At 68.1% G+C, this 18,489-nt stretch carries 16 protein-coding genes; 11 read left to right on the top strand and 5 right to left on the bottom strand.

Features of this window, described 5'->3' with window-relative positions:
• Positions 1-33: 33 nt before the first annotated feature.
• Together eccD and mycP are read left to right on the top strand one after the other, a co-directional pair.
• A complete protein-coding gene (gene eccD / locus IC40_RS0109795) occupies positions 34-1,287 on the top strand; it encodes a type VII secretion integral membrane protein EccD (protein ID WP_157837313.1) in 1,254 nt (417 codons plus the stop codon).
• A complete protein-coding gene (gene mycP / locus IC40_RS0109790; protein WP_036469667.1) occupies positions 1,284-2,651 on the top strand; it encodes a type VII secretion-associated serine protease mycosin in 1,368 nt (455 codons plus the stop codon). The genes eccD and mycP overlap by 4 nt, the downstream gene beginning before the upstream one ends.
• Here mycP and eccB read toward each other — a convergent pair.
• From eccB to IC40_RS0109775, 3 genes are read right to left on the bottom strand one after another with little or no spacing between them, the layout of a single operon-like run.
• Positions 2,583-3,716, bottom strand: coding sequence for a type VII secretion protein EccB (eccB, locus tag IC40_RS0109785; RefSeq protein WP_030134531.1), 1,134 nt, complete (start codon positions 3,714-3,716; stop codon positions 2,583-2,585). The genes mycP and eccB overlap by 69 nt on opposite strands.
• Positions 3,717-3,770: 54 nt before the next feature.
• Entirely contained in the window at positions 3,771-4,823 is a 1,053-nt protein-coding gene (locus IC40_RS0109780; RefSeq protein WP_030134530.1) for a polyprenyl synthetase family protein, read from the bottom strand.
• Positions 4,820-5,497 (bottom strand): hypothetical protein, encoded by a 678-nt coding sequence (locus IC40_RS0109775; RefSeq protein ID WP_030134529.1) that lies wholly within the window; start codon positions 5,495-5,497, stop codon positions 4,820-4,822. Before IC40_RS0109775 ends, IC40_RS0109780 begins: the two co-directional genes overlap by 4 nt.
• An 81-nt stretch (positions 5,498-5,578) precedes the next feature.
• Between IC40_RS0109775 and IC40_RS0109770 the strand changes: the two genes are divergently transcribed.
• The 4 genes from IC40_RS0109770 to IC40_RS0109755 are packed head-to-tail and all read left to right on the top strand — an operon-like array spanning position 5,579 to position 12,710.
• Positions 5,579-6,946 (top strand): hypothetical protein, encoded by a 1,368-nt coding sequence (locus tag IC40_RS0109770; protein WP_138158161.1) that lies wholly within the window; start codon positions 5,579-5,581, stop codon positions 6,944-6,946.
• Positions 6,947-7,465 carry a hypothetical protein gene (locus IC40_RS0109765; protein ID WP_030134527.1) on the top strand — a complete coding sequence of 173 codons (519 nt, stop codon included), beginning with the start codon at positions 6,947-6,949 and terminating at the stop codon, positions 7,463-7,465.
• Positions 7,462-10,656, top strand: a complete 3,195-nt coding sequence (locus tag IC40_RS0109760) for an ATP-binding protein (RefSeq protein WP_030134526.1) — start codon at positions 7,462-7,464, stop codon at positions 10,654-10,656. The genes IC40_RS0109765 and IC40_RS0109760 overlap by 4 nt, the downstream gene beginning before the upstream one ends.
• Entirely contained in the window at positions 10,656-12,710 is a 2,055-nt protein-coding gene (locus tag IC40_RS0109755) for an FAD-dependent oxidoreductase (RefSeq protein ID WP_030134525.1), read from the top strand. The genes IC40_RS0109760 and IC40_RS0109755 overlap by 1 nt, the downstream gene beginning before the upstream one ends.
• Here the strand turns inward: IC40_RS0109755 and IC40_RS0109750 are convergent.
• Together IC40_RS0109750 and IC40_RS0109745 are read right to left on the bottom strand one after the other, a co-directional pair.
• On the bottom strand, positions 12,698-13,960 hold the full coding sequence (locus IC40_RS0109750; RefSeq protein WP_030134524.1) for a saccharopine dehydrogenase family protein: 1,263 nt from the start codon (positions 13,958-13,960) through the stop codon (positions 12,698-12,700). The two genes, IC40_RS0109755 and IC40_RS0109750, sit on opposite strands and share 13 nt — an antisense overlap.
• A gap of 11 nt (positions 13,961-13,971) precedes the next feature.
• Positions 13,972-14,526, bottom strand: coding sequence for a CGNR zinc finger domain-containing protein (locus IC40_RS0109745; RefSeq protein WP_030134523.1), 555 nt, complete (start codon positions 14,524-14,526; stop codon positions 13,972-13,974).
• Between the two features lie 73 nt (positions 14,527-14,599).
• Here IC40_RS0109745 and IC40_RS0109740 point away from each other — a divergent pair, with 73 nt between their 5' ends.
• From IC40_RS0109740 to IC40_RS0109720, 5 genes are all read left to right on the top strand, one after another.
• Positions 14,600-15,601 carry an EamA family transporter gene (locus tag IC40_RS0109740; RefSeq protein ID WP_030134522.1) on the top strand — a complete coding sequence of 334 codons (1,002 nt, stop codon included), beginning with the start codon at positions 14,600-14,602 and terminating at the stop codon, positions 15,599-15,601.
• A gap of 71 nt (positions 15,602-15,672) precedes the next feature.
• Positions 15,673-16,296 carry a cutinase family protein gene (locus IC40_RS0109735; protein WP_036460187.1) on the top strand — a complete coding sequence of 208 codons (624 nt, stop codon included), beginning with the start codon at positions 15,673-15,675 and terminating at the stop codon, positions 16,294-16,296.
• A 40-nt stretch (positions 16,297-16,336) separates the two neighbouring features.
• The gene (locus IC40_RS0109730) at positions 16,337-16,984 is read left to right on the top strand and encodes a cutinase family protein (RefSeq protein WP_030134520.1); all 648 of its coding nucleotides are present in this window, start codon (positions 16,337-16,339) and stop codon (positions 16,982-16,984) included.
• A gap of 22 nt (positions 16,985-17,006) precedes the next feature.
• Positions 17,007-17,717, top strand: coding sequence for a cutinase family protein (locus IC40_RS0109725; RefSeq protein WP_030134519.1), 711 nt, complete (start codon positions 17,007-17,009; stop codon positions 17,715-17,717).
• A gap of 52 nt (positions 17,718-17,769) precedes the next feature.
• A complete protein-coding gene (locus tag IC40_RS0109720; RefSeq protein WP_030134518.1) occupies positions 17,770-18,456 on the top strand; it encodes a cutinase family protein in 687 nt (228 codons plus the stop codon).
• Positions 18,457-18,489 lie beyond the last annotated feature (33 nt).

Raw genomic sequence — 18,489 nt, 5'->3', positions numbered from 1 at the left:
CGGGGGGCTGTCATGGATGATCCGTTGTGCCGGGTGACGATTCAGTGTGCGCACACGTCGCGCGCTGTCGATCTGTCCATACCGCGACATGCCGGGCTCGGGCTGCTCATCCCCGATATCGTCGCGCTGGTGGTCGGGACAGATCCGCCGCAGACCGCCTGGCGACTGGACCGGATCACCGGCGACCGCTGCGACGAGTCGAGGAGCCTGCACGACAACGGGGTTCACGACGGGGATGTCATCGTGCTCGCACCGGCACAGTCCGCCGCGCCGGGACCGGTGCCCGGGGAAGCCTGCGTGACCCTGTCGGCGGCCGGACTGGATCCGCCGCCGCCGACAGGTTCGGCGGTCGGTTGGACCGTTGCAGGCATCGCGGCCGCGGCCGTCCTCGTCCTGTCCGGGGTGAACGGCGCGAGCCAGCCGGCCACCGCGATCCTCGCGGCCGTGGTCGCGGTCGGTGCACTGCGCATCGGGATGCGCACCGGACACGTCTGGACCATGCTGCTGTGCATCGTGTTCGCCGGCGCGGCGGCATTCCTCGCCACTCCCGGCCGGCCCGGTGCCGGACACCTGCTGCTGACGTCCGCGGTCTGTGCGTCCGTGTCGGTGATGCTGCTGCGGGTCAGCGAGCACGGCACCCGGTTGTTCACCGCCATCGCCGCAGGGGCCACCGCCATCGCAGCGGTGACCGCCACCGCCTTGGCGTTGCCGATGGATCTGACCACCCACGGCGCCACCCTGGCGGTGGTGGCGCTGGGTGGGTTGGCCGTGTCGGGACGCCTGGCCCTGCTCATCGACGGCATCCGCCCCGGCCGGCCACTTTCCGGCCTGCATGCCGACCGCGCCAGGGACCGCCTGGCCGGTCTGGTATCCGGGTTCGCGGCGACCGCCACCGTGGCGGCGATATCGGTGGCGGCAAGCGCTGCGTTGGAACAGCACACATGGCCGGCGACGGCGGTACTCGTCGCGGTGATTGCGGTGGTGCTATCGCTGCGGATGCGGTCATACGCCGACCCGCGGTGTAGGCACGCGGTAGGCTGGTCCGGATTGATCTGCGCGACAGCCGGTTTCGTGCTGTTGGCGATATCCGTTCCGGTCCATGCCGGCTGGTCGGCGGTCACCGCGTTCGGCGCGGCTGCCTGGTACCGGGGACGGGGCGCACCGGGAAACCCGCTGCTTGCCAGGGTTGGTGATGTTGTCGAGTCGCTGGCATCGGCGGCGGTCATACCGCTGGCCTGTTGGGCGGGCGGCGTATTCGACCTCGTCCGATCGACGAGTCTGCCATGAGGCGCGTGGGCGGGATGGCCGCGGTAATCATGATGGTGATCGCACCGGTCGTCATCGCCGCCCCGGCCGCCGCAGTAGGACCGCCGGCGATCGACATGACCCGGGTACCCGCTCCGGGGCCCGCCGCGCCACGCGGCCGGACCGAGCAGACCCAACCATGCGTAGCGCTGCCCGCGACGCCGCCGCCGGTGCGTCCTGGACGGCCCGATCTGCAGGCAGCCTGGGCACGAACTCGCGGGGCGGGCCAGGTGGTCGCCGTGATCGACACCGGCGTGAACCCGCATCGACTGCTGCCTCGTCTGCTGCCGGGTGGCGACTACGTGTCGACCGGGGACGGCGCCCAGGATTGCGACGGGCACGGCACCATCGTGGCCGGACTGGTCGGCGCGACCTACGATCCGGTATCGGGTTTCGGGGGTATCGCACCGGAGGCGACGATCCTGGCGATCCGGCAATCGTCGATGACGTTCCGTGACAGCGAGGGTGCCGCACCCGCTGGTATCGGCGATGTCGATTCGCTCGCGGCCGCGGTGCGCAGCGCGGCGGACCAGGGGGCCACGGTCATCAACATCGCCTCGGTGGCATGCCTGGATGCCGCAACCGACCTCGACGACCGCGCACTCGGTGCGGCCCTGGCCTACGCGGTCGACGTACGCAATGTGGTGGTGGTCGCGGCGGCAGGCAATGTCGGCGGCCGTGGCACCTGCCCGAAGCAGAACCCCACCCCGGACCCGGCTCGTCGGCATGAACCCGATTGGAATCGGGTGGATGTGGTGGTCAGCCCGAGCTGGTATGACGATCTGGTGCTCACCGTCGGCTCGGTCGACACCGACGGCAGCCCGTCGCGGTTCACCCTCGGCGGCCCGTGGGTGGATGTCGCCGCCCCCGGCGAGGGCGTGGTGTCGTTGAGCCCGGCCGGCGAAGGGACCGTCGATGCGATGCCAGGACAGGAAGGGCCACAACCGATTTCCGGAACGAGCTATGCCACCCCGGTGGTGTCTGGGGTGGTGGCGCTGCTGCGGTCGGTGGCCCCGCAACTGACCGCCAGACAGGTGATGGACCGGATCGAGAGCACCGCGCGGCACCCGGGCGCGGGCTGGGATCCGCTGATCGGGCACGGGGTCGTCGATGTGCTCGCCGCACTGGAGGGCATCGGTGAAGCGCAGACCGGCACCGCCCACCCGGCGGACCCACCCGCGTCGGCGCATGCCGGCCCCGGCAACCGTTTCGCGGTTATCGGAGCGGCCTTGTGCGCCGCCCTTGCCGTCGGCGCGGGACTGCTGCCACCGGTCAGGTCACGGCGGGGTGAGGACATCGCGCATCAGGAGGGCACTGTCGATGGCGAGTTCGGGTCCGCGCGGTAGCACGGCGAGCACCGGCCACGGCGCGGCACCGGGCACCTGCGGCAACCCGAGTGCAGCCGCCGACTCGTCGTCACGTATGCCGAAAGCCGCCCCGGTCCCGGTGATCAGATAGCGCGGGCCGGTCGTCGACCCGTCCCCGGCCGATCCGGCGGCACGGGCATAGACACTGTGCCCCGGCGGGATCGACACCGCGTCGATATGTGGACCCGGGCCGTCGGATTGTGCGAGAGCGACAGTTGACGGCCCCGCGGGTACGGCGGTTGCGGTGAAGAAGGTGGTTTCGGGGGGCTGCCCGATTCCGGTCCAGCGCCATTGCGCACAGAGCACCTCCCCGAACTCCGCACCCACCGGCGCGTCCGTCGGGGCCGTGGCGCGGTTCGTTGCCTCGCGCAACATGTCGACCATCACCCGCGACACATTGAGTGGGACAACGCCTTCCAATCGCATCGTCTCGACGACAGAGCGATCTCGGAGGTCCACCGCACGCTTGCGTCCGTCGTGCAGCAGGTAGGTGCGCGCCGATCCGCGGGCGGTGACCAGCATCGGCGGGGCGACCGGCGGCGCGACGGGGGCACCTATGAGCAGGGTGGTGGCACGTTCGGGGGCGCCGTCACAGACGGTCCATGCGGTCATCTCGACATCCAGCGCTGTCCCGATGCTGCCCGGGGCGCCCGCAATTCCGACCGCGGGACCGATCAGGGCATCGTCGAGCATCGCAGCACTGACCACGCGGGGCTGGGCCGGGGTACCGGCGATCAACCGAGCGGACGCCAAATTCGGTGTGGGATGGACGGTATCGCCGATCCGGACGTACATCGCGCCGGACTCCTTGACGACCACGATGGGGTCATCACCCAGCGGGCCGTGCGGTCGCAGCAGCGCCAGCACGGCACACACCGCCAGCACGATGGCGGCAACGGCAATCCCCGAGGCCAGCGAAAGCAGTTGGGTGCGAATCGGATCGTCGAGCATCCGGGTGTCCCGGCACACCAACGCGTATTCCATCCTGCGCGTCAGGAAGCGGTATCCGCTGACCTCCAACCGTGAAACCGAACGTCGCGCCATCTGACCCCCGGTTCGACCCTAACGCAGTTCCGGATCACCCGAACGCGGGAGTTTCTAGCGCCAGCGCGCCCATACATACGGCACCAGAGCGCGAAGAAAATCCAGATCCGGTCCCGGACGGGCATCGGCGAACGCCTGCTCGAAATACCCTTCTGCCACCACCAGGATGCCTTCGGCGTACTCGCGGGTGAACGCGATGCTGCCGTAGTCGTCCATCAACGAGCGCACCTTGTACACCATGGCCTTGTCCCGGTCCGCCCGGTCACAGCGCAGATAATCGCGCAGTACCGCACGGTCGCGGCCGCGCGCCACGTCCAGCAGATGTACCAGCGTCAAGGTCCGCTTTCCCTCGTACAGATCGCCGAGGATCTCCTTGCCGTAGGTCTTTTCCTCGCCGATCAGATTGAGCAGGTCATCGCGGATCTGGAATGCCGCCCCGAAGTGGAATCCGAACCGGATCAGCGGTGCCAGCTCGGCGGTGCCGTTCGATCCGACCAGGGCTCCGACGCGCAACGGGTAGATGGTGGTGTACCAACAGGTCTTGTGCATGATCAAGTCGAGATAGTCGGACGGTGTGAGGTTTTCGACATTGTCGAGCTGCCATCCGAGCTCGGTGGCCTGACCCTCCAGGGTGCGCAGGGCCATGGTGTCGAACTCCGTCATCACCTGCTCGGCCAGGCCGCGGTCCAGCTGCCGGGTGGCGCGCCGCAACACCTGGCTGGCCACGATGGCGAGGGCGTCGCCGGCGTTGAGCGCCGCCGCCGTGCCATAGGCGGCCATCAGCGTGGGCCGACCCCGGCGCATCTCACTACCGTCGGCGATGTCATCGTGGACGAGAAAAGCGTTGTGCAGCAGCTCGATCGCCACGGCGATACCGGTCAGAGCCGACGAATCCGCGCCGAAGCACCGCCCGCTGGACAGGCACAACGCCGGACGCAACGACTTGCTCGGTCGCAACGGATACTCCCGCATCGGCGCGTAGAGCCATTGGACGGGCTCACCGTCGGGTATCGCATCGAGCATCGCGCGACGGACATCGCGACCGACCAGACGCAACCGGTTCTCGACATCCTCGACGAGATCGGGTCGGTCGGCTGTGGAAGTCATTCCGGTTGATCCGACACGGCGAGCTCGATCGGCAACCACAGGTCGGGATGTCCCTGTGTGAAGAGGACCCCGCGATACACCCCGGGCGGCACGCGGGTGTGGATCTGCAGTACGACCCCGCGACCCGAGCGCGCAGGCATCGCGACTGTGGCGGGACGCAGGTCGACGTCCACGGCGGGGATGACACTGCCCCCGTCTGATTCCAGGGTGCCGATCCGCAACCGGATCTCGCCGGCGTCGTCGACGCCCCGGTTGTCCAGCCAGATCTCGGCGGTGGCGGTATCACCGCGGACCGAGCCGATGGCAATCCGGCCGGTGGCCGATCCGGCAGTGACATCCAGGACGGGCGGACCGTCACCGGTTCCCTGCGGCTCGCGGTCTCCGGAGGCGAACCCACGGCCGAACTGGTCGACCAATTTCCACCAGGATGCCAGCAAGGGTTCGAGATCGGTGGCGCCCCAGAGGTCGGCGCGTTGGTCCTCCGAGAGCGCCGAACGCGAACCCGCGGCCCCACCAAAGGTGTTCACGCTGTCGGAGGCCGCCGTGATGAAGCGGTCGACGAGTGTGCTCGCAGCGCGCAGACCCTCGGCCTGGATCGCGGTCAGCGCCCGCATGTTGGCAGCCGAATCGAAGACCGACGCCCAGGGAAGCCCGTTGCCAGTACCGTTTTCCACGACGCTCTCCTCCCGTCAACCCGGCCGCAGACGGGTCCCCTGAGCGGTATGCTAACTGCGCCAACACCGCCAGGAGGGGTGATGTCGTCCAGCAGACAAGGCGTGCGACACCTGCTCGCGGTGTATGGCGGAATTTCGGCGGCGGTAAGAGATTTCGATCGAAACGACTTCGGGGCGACCGTCGACGAGTTCCTGCCCGGCTACTCGGCGCACCCCGACTGGTATTCCGAAGTCGACCACTTCCTGCATCCCACCGATCCCGGCGGACCACCCGATACCGAACAGGCGCTGATCGCACTCGCCACCGAGGCTGCCGACGACATCCGGCTACCTCAGCCGCAGAAGGCCCGGCTGCTGTTGGCGTTGGCGGTGATCGCCCGGGTGAACCGACTGCAACCCGACAACCCGCTGCCCGCGCTGTGCGCCGACGAGCATCGCGACCTCACCATCGAGGCCCTGGCGGCGGCCGGACCGGGTTCGTCGAGCCCTGGACAGTGCCGCGACCGGGCACGGGCGTTCTTCGACGATCAGTTCGCCCGCGCAGTTCCGGAATCGTTCGTCACGCGCTCCGCATTCGACGATGTGCGTGCCGCCGCGCTGCGGGCGGGCGCCATCGGCGAACAGACCGCGACGATGCCGTTGTGCGCAGCCGGGGTCGTCAACTATCGGGGCTTCGACGCGGTCGTCGTCGACACCGAGTTCAGTTCGGACTCGGTGTCACTGAACAACCTCAAACGCGTCGTCAACCCGTACAACTGGAACGAGAACTATCCGGAGTTCTTCCTCAGGATGTCGCACAACGGTCCGACACACAGTCCCGACGGTTGGCGGCGGGTCCTGGAGACGGTCTCGTTCGTCGAGGGATTCGAACTCAACACCCCGCTGAAGTTCAATCCGACGGCCGGCCCCACCACAGCACGCCTCGATTACGACCTGGACATCTCGCGCTTCGACACCGGCGACGGACGGGTGCGGGTGGACCATGGATACATCAACATGACCGCCATCGGAGATCCCGACGATGGCGGGGTCCGGATTCGCACCCGCAAGGTGGTGCACATCGAGGGCATCAGCCCGTACGCCCAGCAGCGTCTGGTGTGTATCTGCGGCTATGGCACCGCGTCGTCGGATTTCCTGCTCGGCAGGGCCGATCCGCCCTACCCGACCGCCGAACCGTTCGACTACCCGGACACCGATGAGGCAGTCGGTGACATCGACGACACCCCGGCCACGCGGCCGCGGCACGCCGTGCCCACCGCGGTACAGATCTGGACCGACACCATGATGGGTGTCACCGGGGATTACGCCGAACTCGCCGGCAAGTGGTGGGACCGGGGCATCGATGCCGCCGATCTCACCGAGTTCGGTGGCCGGGTCGGCAGTCGGCTGGCGGCCGCCCCGCTGACCTTTCTGGATGCCATGTACCGATCCCGGCACCGGAGCCCGTAGATGCCCGACAAGGACTCACCGGTCGTCCACGCGACGAATGCCGCGCACCATTACCTGGGCCAGCTGAACACCATCGTCGAGAAGGCCGCCCGCACCGACGAACGCGGCGTGTGGGGAATCGACCCGTGGATCACCATCATCCATGATCTGATCGATCTGCAGATCCGGACAGCGGCCAACGGCGTGGCGCTGGGTCTGGCCGGTCCGTGGTGGCGCCGCCCGGTCGAACGGTTCCACGCCCTGTCGGAGGAGATCACCATCGCCGCAGCCCCCTACGAGCGGGTGCTCACCGTGGCCGGACCCTTCCGGCGCATCGGGCGCGAGGACGAGTGCATCCCGGACCGGGCCATCGAGTTCGAGCCTGCGACCCTGCGTGCGGGCGAGACCACGTTCCGGATAAAACTGACGGATGCGGATTACATCGGCGCCAACTATCTCGGAACGGTCGGGTTCCGGCATCGTGAGCCCGGTGGGCGCGGTGCCGACCGACCGCCGGTCACCATCGAAGTAGGCCTGTGAACGAATACACCACCGGACCGACGATCGAGGAACTGCTCGACAGCGCCGTCGAGGCCATCAACCGCCAGGACCACGGCAGCGCCAGATCGCTGGCCCGCCAGGTCCTCGCGGTAGACCGCGACAATCTCGAGGCCGAGGAACTGATGGCGGTCTCGGACAACGGCTCCGTCGTGCAGCGGCTGACACTGCTGTTCGTCGACGTCGTGGACTCCGTGGGCCTGTCGACCCGGCTTGAGCCCGAGATGTACAGCACCGTGATCCGGCGCTATCGCGACGAGGTGCACCGCATCGTCGCGACCTATGAGGGTCATATCGGTGCGGCCCAGGGCGACGGGCTGCTGATCACCTTCGGACATCCCACACCACATGAGAACGATGCGCAGCGTGCGGTGTCGGCCGGTCTGGACATCGCCTCGGAGGTGGCCGCCCTCAGCAGACGATTGCGCCGCAAGTTCGGCTTCGGCATCGAGGTCAGGGTGGGTGTCCACCGCGGGGTGGTGACCATCGACCCGGTGCGCGACGAGGTCATCGGAGTCGGCGCCAACCTGGCCTCGCGGGTCTGCGACCTGGCCGAACCGGGCACCGTGGCGATCTCCGAGGCGGTGCGACGCGTGCTGCGCGAGGACTTCACGCTGGAGCCGCTACCGCCCCGATCGGTGAAGGGTTTCGACAAGCCCCTTGAGCATTTCCGGGTGCTGGCCGAGCGTACGGAGGCGCCGCTGCTCTCGGGTCCGCTGGTCGGACGTGACGAGGAGGTGGCCCACCTGCGGCGTTGCTGGGAGGCCGCGCAGACAGGGACCCTGGCGGTGCCCGGCGTGGTGTTCAAGGGTGAGGGCGGTATCGGCAAGACCAGGCTGGCCGATGCCGCCATCGCGATGGCCCGTCAATCGGGCGCCGTGGTGCTCGGCATCTACGGCTCGTCCTTCCACACCGATATCGGTCTGCGTCCCATCCGGCGACTGTTGGAGGCGACCAGCGGTATTGCCCGCGACTCCGATCCGGCCCAGGGCCTGCGACAGTTGCGATCCGAGGTCATCCGTCACGGTCTCGATCCTGAGCAGGCCGTACCCCTGCTGGCGCCCGTGCTGGGTATCGCGCCCGGGGTCGACTATCAGCCCCCGAGTGCGACAGCGGGACGCCTCTACGACCAGATCGCCGATACCGTCCGCAGATATCTGATCGCGGCGACGGGTGACGGACCGGCAATGTTGGTGTTCGAGGACGTGCACTGGTACGACGAGGACACCGTGGAGATCCTGCAGGCAGTGTTGAGCGAGGCTCCGGGGCGACTCATGGTCGTCATCACCGGTCGTGAGGTACCGGCGCTGACCCACTGCACCACTTTCGAGCTCACCCCGTTCGAGGACCACCACTCCGATTTGTTGGTCACCGCACTGCATCCCGATCTCGATGACCTCGCCCGCCGAGCGGTGGTGGAACGGTGCGACGGAATGCCGCTCTACATCGAAGAAGTCGTGGCGAAGATGCGGTCTGCGCCCGCGGAGTCGACGGAGACCGGCAACGTACCGGACACCCTCTACGAAGCGCTGGTGGCACGGTTACGACTCAACGAGCGGGCATGGCACGTGATCGAGGCCGCCGCGCTGATCGGCAGTCAGGTCGACCAGGCGCTACTCGCCGCCGTCGTCGAACTCGACCGTCGGGCGATCGAGGACATCCTCGACGAGCTGACCCGCACCCGCGTCATGAAGCCATTCGGCAACGGCGGCTGGCGTTTCCGGCACGAGTTGCTCAGAGAGGTGGCCGCCGAGCTACTGCCGCCCAGCGCGCGCAAGCGGCTGCACACCCGGATCGGCACCGCACTGGTCAGCTCGGCGGCCGATGGCACACCCGAATGGCCCCTGGTGGCACACCATTACGAACAGGGTGAGCAGTTCGACGAGGCCGCCGACAGTTATGAGAAGGCCGCGGCCGATGCACGGCGACGCGGTGCGCTCAACGAGGCCAGGTCCCTGTTGAGCCGAGCACTGGACAGTACCGCCAAGCTGCCGCCCGATACCCAGGCGCGGGATGCTCGCGAGGTGGCGATTCGGTTGGAGCGTGGCTTTCTCGGATTCGCCGCCGCCGGCCACGCCAGCGTGGATGCGGCCGCCGACTTCGAACGCTGCCTGCAGATCATCGACAACCACCCGGGCGTGGAGATGTTCGCGACCTTCAGCGCCCTGTGGAGTTTCTTCGCCTCGCGCGGTGATCTACGCAGGTCCGCCCAGCTGGTCGACGCGCTGCGCACCAACATCGCCGATATGCCGCAGTGGTACCAGGCGGTCATGGATGCGGTGGTCGGTTCACTGGCACTGTTCCGTGGTGAGCTGAACGACGCGCGGAGTTGGTTGGAGTCGGCGGCAGCGGCGATCGCAGAGATGGAATCGCCGGAGATCGACGGTGATTGGTATGCACCCAACGACCCGGTCGGCGGGATGTATGCGCTGCTGGGGCTGACCCGCTATCTGCAGGGTGATCTCGAATCGGCGGTCGAGTCATTCGCCGAGCTGGAGAAGCGTTGTCAGGCATTGATTTTCCCGCACGGCCCGTTCACCGAGTGTTACGGCAGAGTGCAGGAGGCCGTGGTGCGAACCCATGCCGGACAATGTGCCCAGGCGATGGAGCTCGCCGGACGCATTGCCGAGATCGCCACCGAGAACGGGCTTGACGAGTGGGTGATGATCTCGGCCACCGCCGCGGCCAATGCCGGCGCGAAGGCCGCACTGGCCGGGCCGCAACCGGATATGGCAGCGCTGGGCGAGAGCACCGCCACGCTGGCGACCCTGGTGCAGGTCTGGCGCGATTTCGAGCTCAAAGCATTCCTGTGCTGGTATGACGCCGGGCTGACGGCGGCCCTGCTCGGCGCCGGTGATGTCCAGGGCGCGCGCCGCCAGCTCGACATGGCATTGCAGATGTCGGCGGAGACGTCCTGGCATCTTTTCGACGCCGAGCTACTGCGGCTGCGCGCCCACACCCAGGACTCGGCCGTCGATCGGGACGCCGACCTGGAGAACGCCCTGGAGTTGTCCCGCACCCAGGGCGCGGTGGTACTCGAACTGGCGGTGGCCGCCGATCGCTTACGGATCCACGGTGACCGCTGCCGCGCCGATCTGGAGCAGGTCATCGCCCGACTACCCGCCGACCAGGACTGGCCCGCACTCGCCGAGGCGCGCGCGCTGTTGCACTGATGCCGAGCCGGGGGAAGGTCGCGATACTCGGCGGCGGGATGGCGGGGCTCAGCGCGGCATGGCGACTGAGTTCGCCGGGCTGGCAGGACCGTTTCGATGCCATCACCGTCTATCAGCGCGGTTGGCGACTCGGCGGTAAGGCTGCTTCCAGCCGCGGCGTGCATGACCGCATAGAGGAGCACGGCCTACACATCTGGCTCGGGTCCTACGAGAACGCATTCACCCTTCTTCGCGAATGCTATACCGAAATCGACCGTGCGACAGAAGATCCCGAGTGCCCCATCCAGACCTGGGATCAGGCGTTGATTCCGGCCGACGAACTGGGCATGGCCGATAACTGGGCAGGCCGATGGTCGGTGTGGCCCGGCCGGTTCTCCCGGAATGCCGACCTACCCGGCGAACCGGATGCCGACGGACGGGAGCTGACCGTCATCGGGTTCCTGCGCAGAGTGCTGCAACTGGTCTCCGATTTCGCCGCCTCGCTCGGTGCCGACAACAGCGTCGTCGGCACCGACGACGACACCGCGGCCCGGCTGATCCACATCTCGACCATGCTCGGCGAGAGCCTCTGCGATGTGCTGACCGGGCCGGCCCCGCGGTCCGGGTCTGCGTCGGCCGGCGGGCCGCTCGACGAACCGCTGCAGGCGCTGCGCGATGCGCTGGACTACGAGCACCGACCACAGCACCGCCGGTTCTGGCTGTTGTTGTCGCTGTTGACCGCTACCGCGCGTGGGTTGATCGCCGATGATCTGCTGACCGACCCGGCCGGGTTCCGGGCGATCAACGATGAGGAATATGGGAATTGGTTGCGCCGCCACGGCGCCCACCCCGACGTGCTGGACTTCGCCCTGGTGCGGGGTCTGTACGACATGGTCTTCGGATACGAGGACGGCGACTGCAGCCGGCCGTCGTTCGCCGCAGGTCTGGCGGTATTGCTGACCGGCATCGCGCTGTTCCAGTACAAGGGCGCGTTCTTCTGGAAGATGACTGCCGGTATGGGTGATGTGGTGATCGCCCCGATCTATCTGGCGTTACGCGCCCGTGGTGTGCGATTCGAGTTCTTCCACCGGGTGGATGCGTTGCATCTGGACGCCGCAGGCACCCGGGTGGACGCCATCTCGATGGGACGCCAGGTCGACCTCGTCGACCCGGCGACGCCCTACGATCCGTTGATCCGCGTCGGTGGGCTGCCGGTGTTCCCCGCCGAGCCCCTGCGCGAGCAGATCGTCGACGCCGGCCAGCCGATGCGCGATCTGGAGACGCACTTCGCCGAGCGGCGTGATGCCGGGCAGCGCATCCTGCGGTGCGGTACGGACTTCGACCACGTGGTGCTGGCCGCGTCGGCGGGGATGGTCGAGATCATCTGTGGCGAGCTGATCGCGGATCGCCCCGAGTGGCGGGATATGACGCGCCACGTCAGGACGGTGGCCACCCAGGCATTCCAGCTGTGGATCCACCCCGACGAGTCGAGTCTCGGTTGGTTCCGGCCCGGCGTGACGACCAGTGGCTACGTCGCGCCGTTCGACACCTGGGCGTCGATGCCGCAGACGCTGTGGGCCGAGAATTGGCCTGCCGAGGACGATCCGAAGACGGTGGCCTACTTCTGCGGGGTTCTCGACGCCCCCTGGCCACCCGATACCGAAGACCAGGAATATCGGCGCAGGTCTCGGGACCTGGTGCTGACCACCGCGACCGAGTATCTGGACCGCCACGTCGGGCTGTACCTGCCGGGCGCCGTCGCCGCGGATGGCTTCGCCTGGGAGATGCTCTGCGGCACAGGCAGTCTGCGTGGACCTGCCGCGCTGGAAACCCAGCACGTGAGCGTCAACATCGACCCTTCGGACCGGTACGTGCAGTCGGTCCCCGGTTCGGACAAGTACCGGCTGCGTCCAGATGAAAGCGGTTATGACAATCTGGTTCTGGCCGGCGACTGGACCGACTGCGGGATCAATGCCGGGTGTATCGAGGCCGCCGTCATGTCGGGGCTGCAAGCGGCGAATGCACTGCTCGGCCGGAGCAGGTTCTATCGGATCCGCGGTTTCTACCTGCCCTGACCGCGCCCCAGCGGCGTCACCGTCAACGTGACTCCCTGTCCGGGAAGCTTTTCCAGCAGCAGGTCGCCCATCGCCGCGACCGGGGTCAGGACACCGCGCAGCGCGGACAGCCGGGCGGAGTCGGTGACCATTGCCATCGCCGCCACGGCGATCAACGTCGCCGTCGCCGAGTATCCGGGATCACCAGGCTGTGCCATGGTCGCCACGTAACGGTGTCCGGCGGCCGTCCTGGTGTATGTCTCGACCACGTACCGGCCGCGGTCACCGTGATCGTGGCCGATGGTCGAGGCCGGAAGCAGACGATCCACCACCGTCGAGGGCACCGTGGCCAGGTAGGCCCCACCCAGGCGCGCGGCCGCGGTGATGGTCGGGCCACTCATCGCCGCGAGGAACGGCGCCATCGGCGAGGATCCGTAACTCAACGTCTCGGTGTAGCGCAATCCACGGCCGTACGGCCAGCCGAGCAGCGCGTTGGTCCGTCGTACGCACCGGGTGTTGTACAACGCCATCAGGTAGCCGCCGGTCCACAACCCGGCCAGCTCGGGGGCGATCTCGGATCCGCTGAACACCGGGACATCGGGCTGCGCACCGAGATCCGGTTCGCCGGCCCGGTCCGGCGACAGACTGTAGGGATCGTCGAGAACTGCGCGCAGGGACGCATCGGTGTACGCGGCGCGCATCAGCTCGACCATGGTGCGCAACGAACCGCCCGAGCACCCGCCCGAGTAGGCGCGCAACACCATCGTGGTCCTGCCCATCGCCCCGGCACCATCGTCGACGGCACGGCGATGCAGGGCGTAGACGGTGAGATCGGAAGGGATGGAATCGAATCCGCAGGAGTGCACGATGCGCGCACCCGTCGACGCCGCGATGCGGTGATAGCGGTCGATGCTGGCGCGCACGAACGGGATTTCGCCGGCCAGGTCCAGATAATCGGTGCCGGCATGCGCGCAGGCGGCCACCAGGGACAGTCCGACCGTCGAATAGGGACCGACGGTGCTGACCAGCACCCGGGTCCGCGCTGCCAGGTTCGCCAACGGTCCGGGTTCGTCGAGACCGGTGACAAGCACCGGCCAGTCCCGCGCCCCGGTACCGAGCGAATCGCGCAGTGCGGTCATCCGGTCGGCGGACCTGCCTGCCAGGGCGATGCGCACACCTGCGCCGGCGGCCGCGAGTGCGCGTGCGACGTGTCGACCGACGAAGCCCGTCGCACCGTAGAGCACGATGTCCAGATCACGCCGGGCGCGCATGCGGATCGACGCTACCCGTCCCGGCCGCGACGTTCCCGATAAGCGGCAACATGCTGACGATTTCCACAATTTCCGGTGTCGCAGAAGATCTTCGACCGGTTGCGGGACACGTCGAACAACGCCGCCGTGCAGTCCGGTGCCGCGCACACCTTGAGCCTGCGCAGCTCGCCACCACGGATCAGGTCCGCCAATGCCATCGCCATCTCCGCACCCATCCGCTGGGCCAGCGGATCCCGGACGGAGGCCAGATGCAGATGCCACTCCGGCATCTCGGCGTGCCGGGTCAACCACGGCGAGGCCTGGGTGTCGGCCAGCAGGGCGTTGACCTGGCCGACCGTGCGCTCCTCGTCGTCGGCGCCCTCCCAGAGCCTGCCGAGTCGTTCGCGTAATCGGTGCACGGCGGCCAGCTCCCCTGCGTCACGGTCACGGCGGCCGGTCCAGCCGAACTCGGCCAGATAGGCCTCCAGTCCGGCCAGATCGGCGAGCTCGTCACCATCGACGCGATCACTGTTGATCAGCACGCAGGCAGCCCGGAGTGTGAGTTCCGTGTCATGAGTAAAAATCATTTGACGCGTGACTCCCGTCGCCGTTAGTGTCATGAGCAACTTCCATTTTACTCATTACAGTCCGGAGTGCCCCATGACGATGATCGACGCGCGCGCGACGACCAGGTTTCGGGTCGGTCTGATCTTCGCGATCACCTCGGCCTTCACCTTCGGTATGTCCGGCCCGCTCGCCAAGGCACTGATGGAGGCCGGTTGGACCCCGACCGCGGCCGTCACAGCCCGGCTGGCCGGTGGCGCACTGGCGATGGCCGCGTTCGCGACCTACTACCGGCCCGGCTGGGTCCGCGAGGCCCTGCGGCATCGCACGACCGTCATCGCGTACGGCCTGATCCCGATCGCCGGCGCGCAGCTCTGCTACTACAACGCCGTCTCACACCTGTCGGTCGGCGTGGCGCTACTGCTGGAGTACACCGCCCCGATCCTGGTGGTCGGCTGGTTGTGGGCCACCACGCGGCGTCGGCCCGCCGCGCTGACTCTCGCCGGTGCGGCACTGGCGGTCGCCGGCATCGTGCTGGTCCTCGACGTCTTCGCCGGTGCCCATATCAACTCGACCGGGGTGGTCTGGGGCCTGGCCGCGGCGATCTGCGCCGCTTGCTACTTCATGATGTCGGAGAAGGCCAGCTCGGATGGCACCGGCCTGAGCCCGGTCACGCTGGCCGCAGCAGGCCTCGTCATCGGCGCCCTCGCGGTGGCCGGACTCGGCGCAACCGGCGTGATGCCGCTGCGCTTCACTGCCGCCGACGCCGTCGTCGCCGGTCTCACCGTGCCCTGGTACGTCCCGGTGATCGCCCTGGCGCTCATCCCGACGGCGATCGCGTACACGCTCGGCATCATGGGCATCGCCCGGCTACAGCCCCGGTTCGCCTCGTTGGTGGGCCTGTCCGAGGTGCTGTTCGCGGTGCTCATAGCCTGGGTCGTGCTCGGCGAATCGGTCTCGCCGACCCAGGCCGTCGGCGGCGCGGTGGTGTTGATGGGCCTGGCCCTTGCCCGCCACGGTGACCGGTCCGACCAGGTGGCGCAGGCCAATTGGCCGGACGTGCCGCCGCCTGCCGAACGACCGATTGCTCATACCTGACCATCAGATGTGAAGATGGGCTCGTGAAGTTGCGCAAGTTGGCGGCCCGGTGGGCCGCGGTGGGCTCGGCAATGGTCTCCACCTTGGCCGTGCTGGCGGCTCCGGCGCCGGTCGCCTCTGCCGAACCGGCGTGCTCGGACGTCGAACTGATCTTCGCCCGCGGCACCAGCGAGCCACCCGGTATCGGCCGGGTCGGGTTTGCTCTGGAGAACGCCTTGCGCCCGCAGCTCGGTGGCCGCACGCTGAGCACCTACGGCGTCAACTACCCCGCGACCTACGATTTCCTGCGCGCGGCGGACGGCGCCTTCGATGCCAGCGCGCGGATCGCCTACCTCGCCGACGCCTGCCCGAACACCCGCGTCGTGCTCGGTGGGTACTCCCAGGGCGCCGCCATCGTCAACATGCTGGTGGGGCTTCCGCCGGTCGGTGACCGCATCGGCGATATCGGTTCGGCTCCCCCGCTGGCCTCCAACCTGGCCGGCAATGTCGCCGCCATCGCCGCGTTCGGTAATGCGGGTGCCAAGTTCGGTTATCCGGTGAGTGCCGCGGGGCCTCCGTTCAGCGGGCGGGGTATCGACCTGTGCGCCGACGGTGACCCGATCTGTTCCGGCGGCCGCAACCCATTTGCGCACACCCGATACGAGTCCTCCGGATTCATCCCACAGGCTGCCGGTTTCATCGCGGGCCGGGTCTGACTCCAGGCTTGCTCTCGACGTCTTCGCGTTACCATGTGGCGTGCGCTTTGATCTTGTTCGTCGCCGCTCGGTACTGCTCGCCGCCGTCACCGCGGCCATCGGCTCGCTGCTCCTGACGCCGGCGACACCCGCCTCCGCCGAGTCCTGCCCCGATATCGAGGTCGTGTTCGCCCGCGGCACGAACGAGGATCCCGGTCTCGGCCGCATCGGCGCGGCCTTCGTCGAGTCGCTACGAGGCAAGGTCGGCGGCAGGTCGGTGGGCACCTATGCGGTGAACTATCCGGCCAGCTACGACTTCTTGGCTGCCGCCACAGGCGCCAACGACGCCAGTGCCCACATCCAGTGGATGATCAACAACTGCCCGACGACCCGGCTGGTGCTCGGTGGTTACTCCCAGGGTGCCGGGGTCATCGACGTCATCGCCGCGGTACCGGTACCCGCCATCGGTTTCACCGCCCCACTCCCGCCGAACACCCCCGAGCACGTCGCGGCGCTGGCCGTGTTCGGCAACCCGTCGGCGAAGGTCGGCCTGCCGCTGACCGTGAGCCCGGTCTGGGGGCCGCGGGCGATAGACCTGTGCAATCCCGGCGATCCGGTCTGCACCAGTGGCGATGACGTCGCCGCCCACCGCGCTTACGACGGTGCCCCCGCCGATCAGGCGGCCACCTTCGTCGCCGGGTTGCTCTGAGCCGGCCCCGTACACTCGTCTGGTGTCCAGCCGAACGCTCCCAGCAAAGCACCGCGCGCGCAGATTCATCGCGGCCGTAGCCGCCGCTGCGGCCGCCGCCGGTGGGCTTGTCGCCTCCATCGCGGTGGCCCCTGCCGGTCAACTGCCCACCGCGTCGGCCGAACCGTGCGCTCCCGTCGAGCTGATCTTCGCGCGCGGGCGTGGCGAGGCTCCCGGGATCGGCCGCATCGGTGACGCGCTCGTCGGCGCCCTGAATGCCCGGCTGCCACAACCCGTCGGCGTCTACGCCGTGAACTATCCCGCCGATTTCGAGGTTCCGGTGGGCGCCAACGACATCAGCGACCGGATCCAGTACATGGCCGGAGCCTGCCCGAACACCAGGCTCATCGTCGGTGGATACTCCCTCGGCGCCGCCTCTGCTGCGCTGGCCCTGTCCGCGACCCAGTCGGGACTCGGTTTCGACCGTCCGCTGCCGCCGGAGATGTCCGGCCATGTGGCGGCCGTCGTGCTGGTCGCCAACATCACCCGGCGGATGGTGGGCAACGAGATCGGTCCGCCCTACCGCGACCGAACCATCAACGTGTGTGTCCCGACCGACCCGGTCTGCGGCGACTCCCTGCCCACGGGCTTCGAGGATCTGCAGAACGTGTGGCCGAACCACTGGCAGGACGCCTACATCGGTTCGGATCTGATCAACCAGGCCGCCGACTTCGCGGCCGCCCGCGTGCGCTGATCGGCCTGCTTCGGCTACACCGGCGTCAAAAACCGCCGCTACAATCGGCACGGTGATCTTGACGCCGAGGGGTCCGGTCCGCCGCTTCACCGTGCTCGCCGTTGCCGCGCTCCTGGCGCTGGCCACCGTGGCCATACCGACGCTGACCGCACCGATGCTGCCCGTCGCCTCGGCGGCGAACTGCCCGGATGCCGAGTTGATCTTCGCCCGCGGGCGCATGGAGTCCCCGGGCGCCGGACAGATCGGCAATGCGCTCGTTGCATCGTTGCGCTCCAAGACAGGAAAGAACGTCGCTCTCTATGCGGTGAAGTACCCCGCCGACACCCAGATCGACATCGGCGCGAACGATATGAGCGCCCGCGTCCAATACATGGCCTCGTCCTGCCCCGACACCCGCCTGGTGCTCGGCGGCTACTCGCTCGGGGCCGCGGTCACCGATGTGGTGCTGGCGGTGCCGTTCGGTTTCTTCGGCTTCAAGAATCCACTGCCGCCGGGCCTCGATCAGAAGGTGGCCGCCGTCGCGCTGTTCGGCAACGGTATTGCCTGGGTCGGTCCCATCTCGAACTTCAATCCGATCTATAAGGAACGCACCATCGAGCTTTGCCACGGTGACGATCCGATCTGCAACCCGACCGATCCGGAGAACTGGCAGGACTACTGGGCCGACCATCTGGCGCCGGCCTACATCAAGGCGGGGATGGTCACCCAGGCAGCCGATTTCGTCGCACCACGGATCTGAGTTCTCTGCGTCGAGACGACGTTTTCTGGCGCA

This window comes from Mycolicibacterium neoaurum ATCC 25795 (genome assembly GCF_000691525.1).
Lineage (GTDB): Bacteria > Actinomycetota > Actinomycetes > Mycobacteriales > Mycobacteriaceae > Mycobacterium > Mycobacterium neoaurum.
Note: the sequence above shows the minus strand (reverse complement) of the source record. Positions and strands in the feature narration are given on the sequence as shown.

Bases quoted from the DNA above. Each gene is read 5' to 3' on its own strand.
- mycP (WP_036469667.1), top strand. From the start codon at position 1,284: ATGAGGCGCGTGGGCGGGATGGCCGCGGTAATCATGATGGTGATCGCA.
- eccB (WP_030134531.1), bottom strand. From the start codon at position 3,716: ATGGCGCGACGTTCGGTTTCACGGTTGGAGGTCAGCGGATACCGCTTC.
- IC40_RS0109780 (WP_030134530.1), bottom strand. From the start codon at position 4,823: ATGACTTCCACAGCCGACCGACCCGATCTCGTCGAGGATGTCGAGAAC.
- IC40_RS0109770 (WP_138158161.1), top strand. From the start codon at position 5,579: ATGTCGTCCAGCAGACAAGGCGTGCGACACCTGCTCGCGGTGTATGGC.
- IC40_RS0109765 (WP_030134527.1), top strand. From the start codon at position 6,947: ATGCCCGACAAGGACTCACCGGTCGTCCACGCGACGAATGCCGCGCAC.
- IC40_RS0109755 (WP_030134525.1), top strand. From the start codon at position 10,656: ATGCCGAGCCGGGGGAAGGTCGCGATACTCGGCGGCGGGATGGCGGGG.
- IC40_RS0109750 (WP_030134524.1), bottom strand. From the start codon at position 13,960: ATGCGCGCCCGGCGTGATCTGGACATCGTGCTCTACGGTGCGACGGGC.
- IC40_RS0109745 (WP_030134523.1), bottom strand. From the start codon at position 14,526: ATGATTTTTACTCATGACACGGAACTCACACTCCGGGCTGCCTGCGTG.
- IC40_RS0109740 (WP_030134522.1), top strand. From the start codon at position 14,600: ATGACGATGATCGACGCGCGCGCGACGACCAGGTTTCGGGTCGGTCTG.
- IC40_RS0109735 (WP_036460187.1), top strand. From the start codon at position 15,673: ATGGTCTCCACCTTGGCCGTGCTGGCGGCTCCGGCGCCGGTCGCCTCT.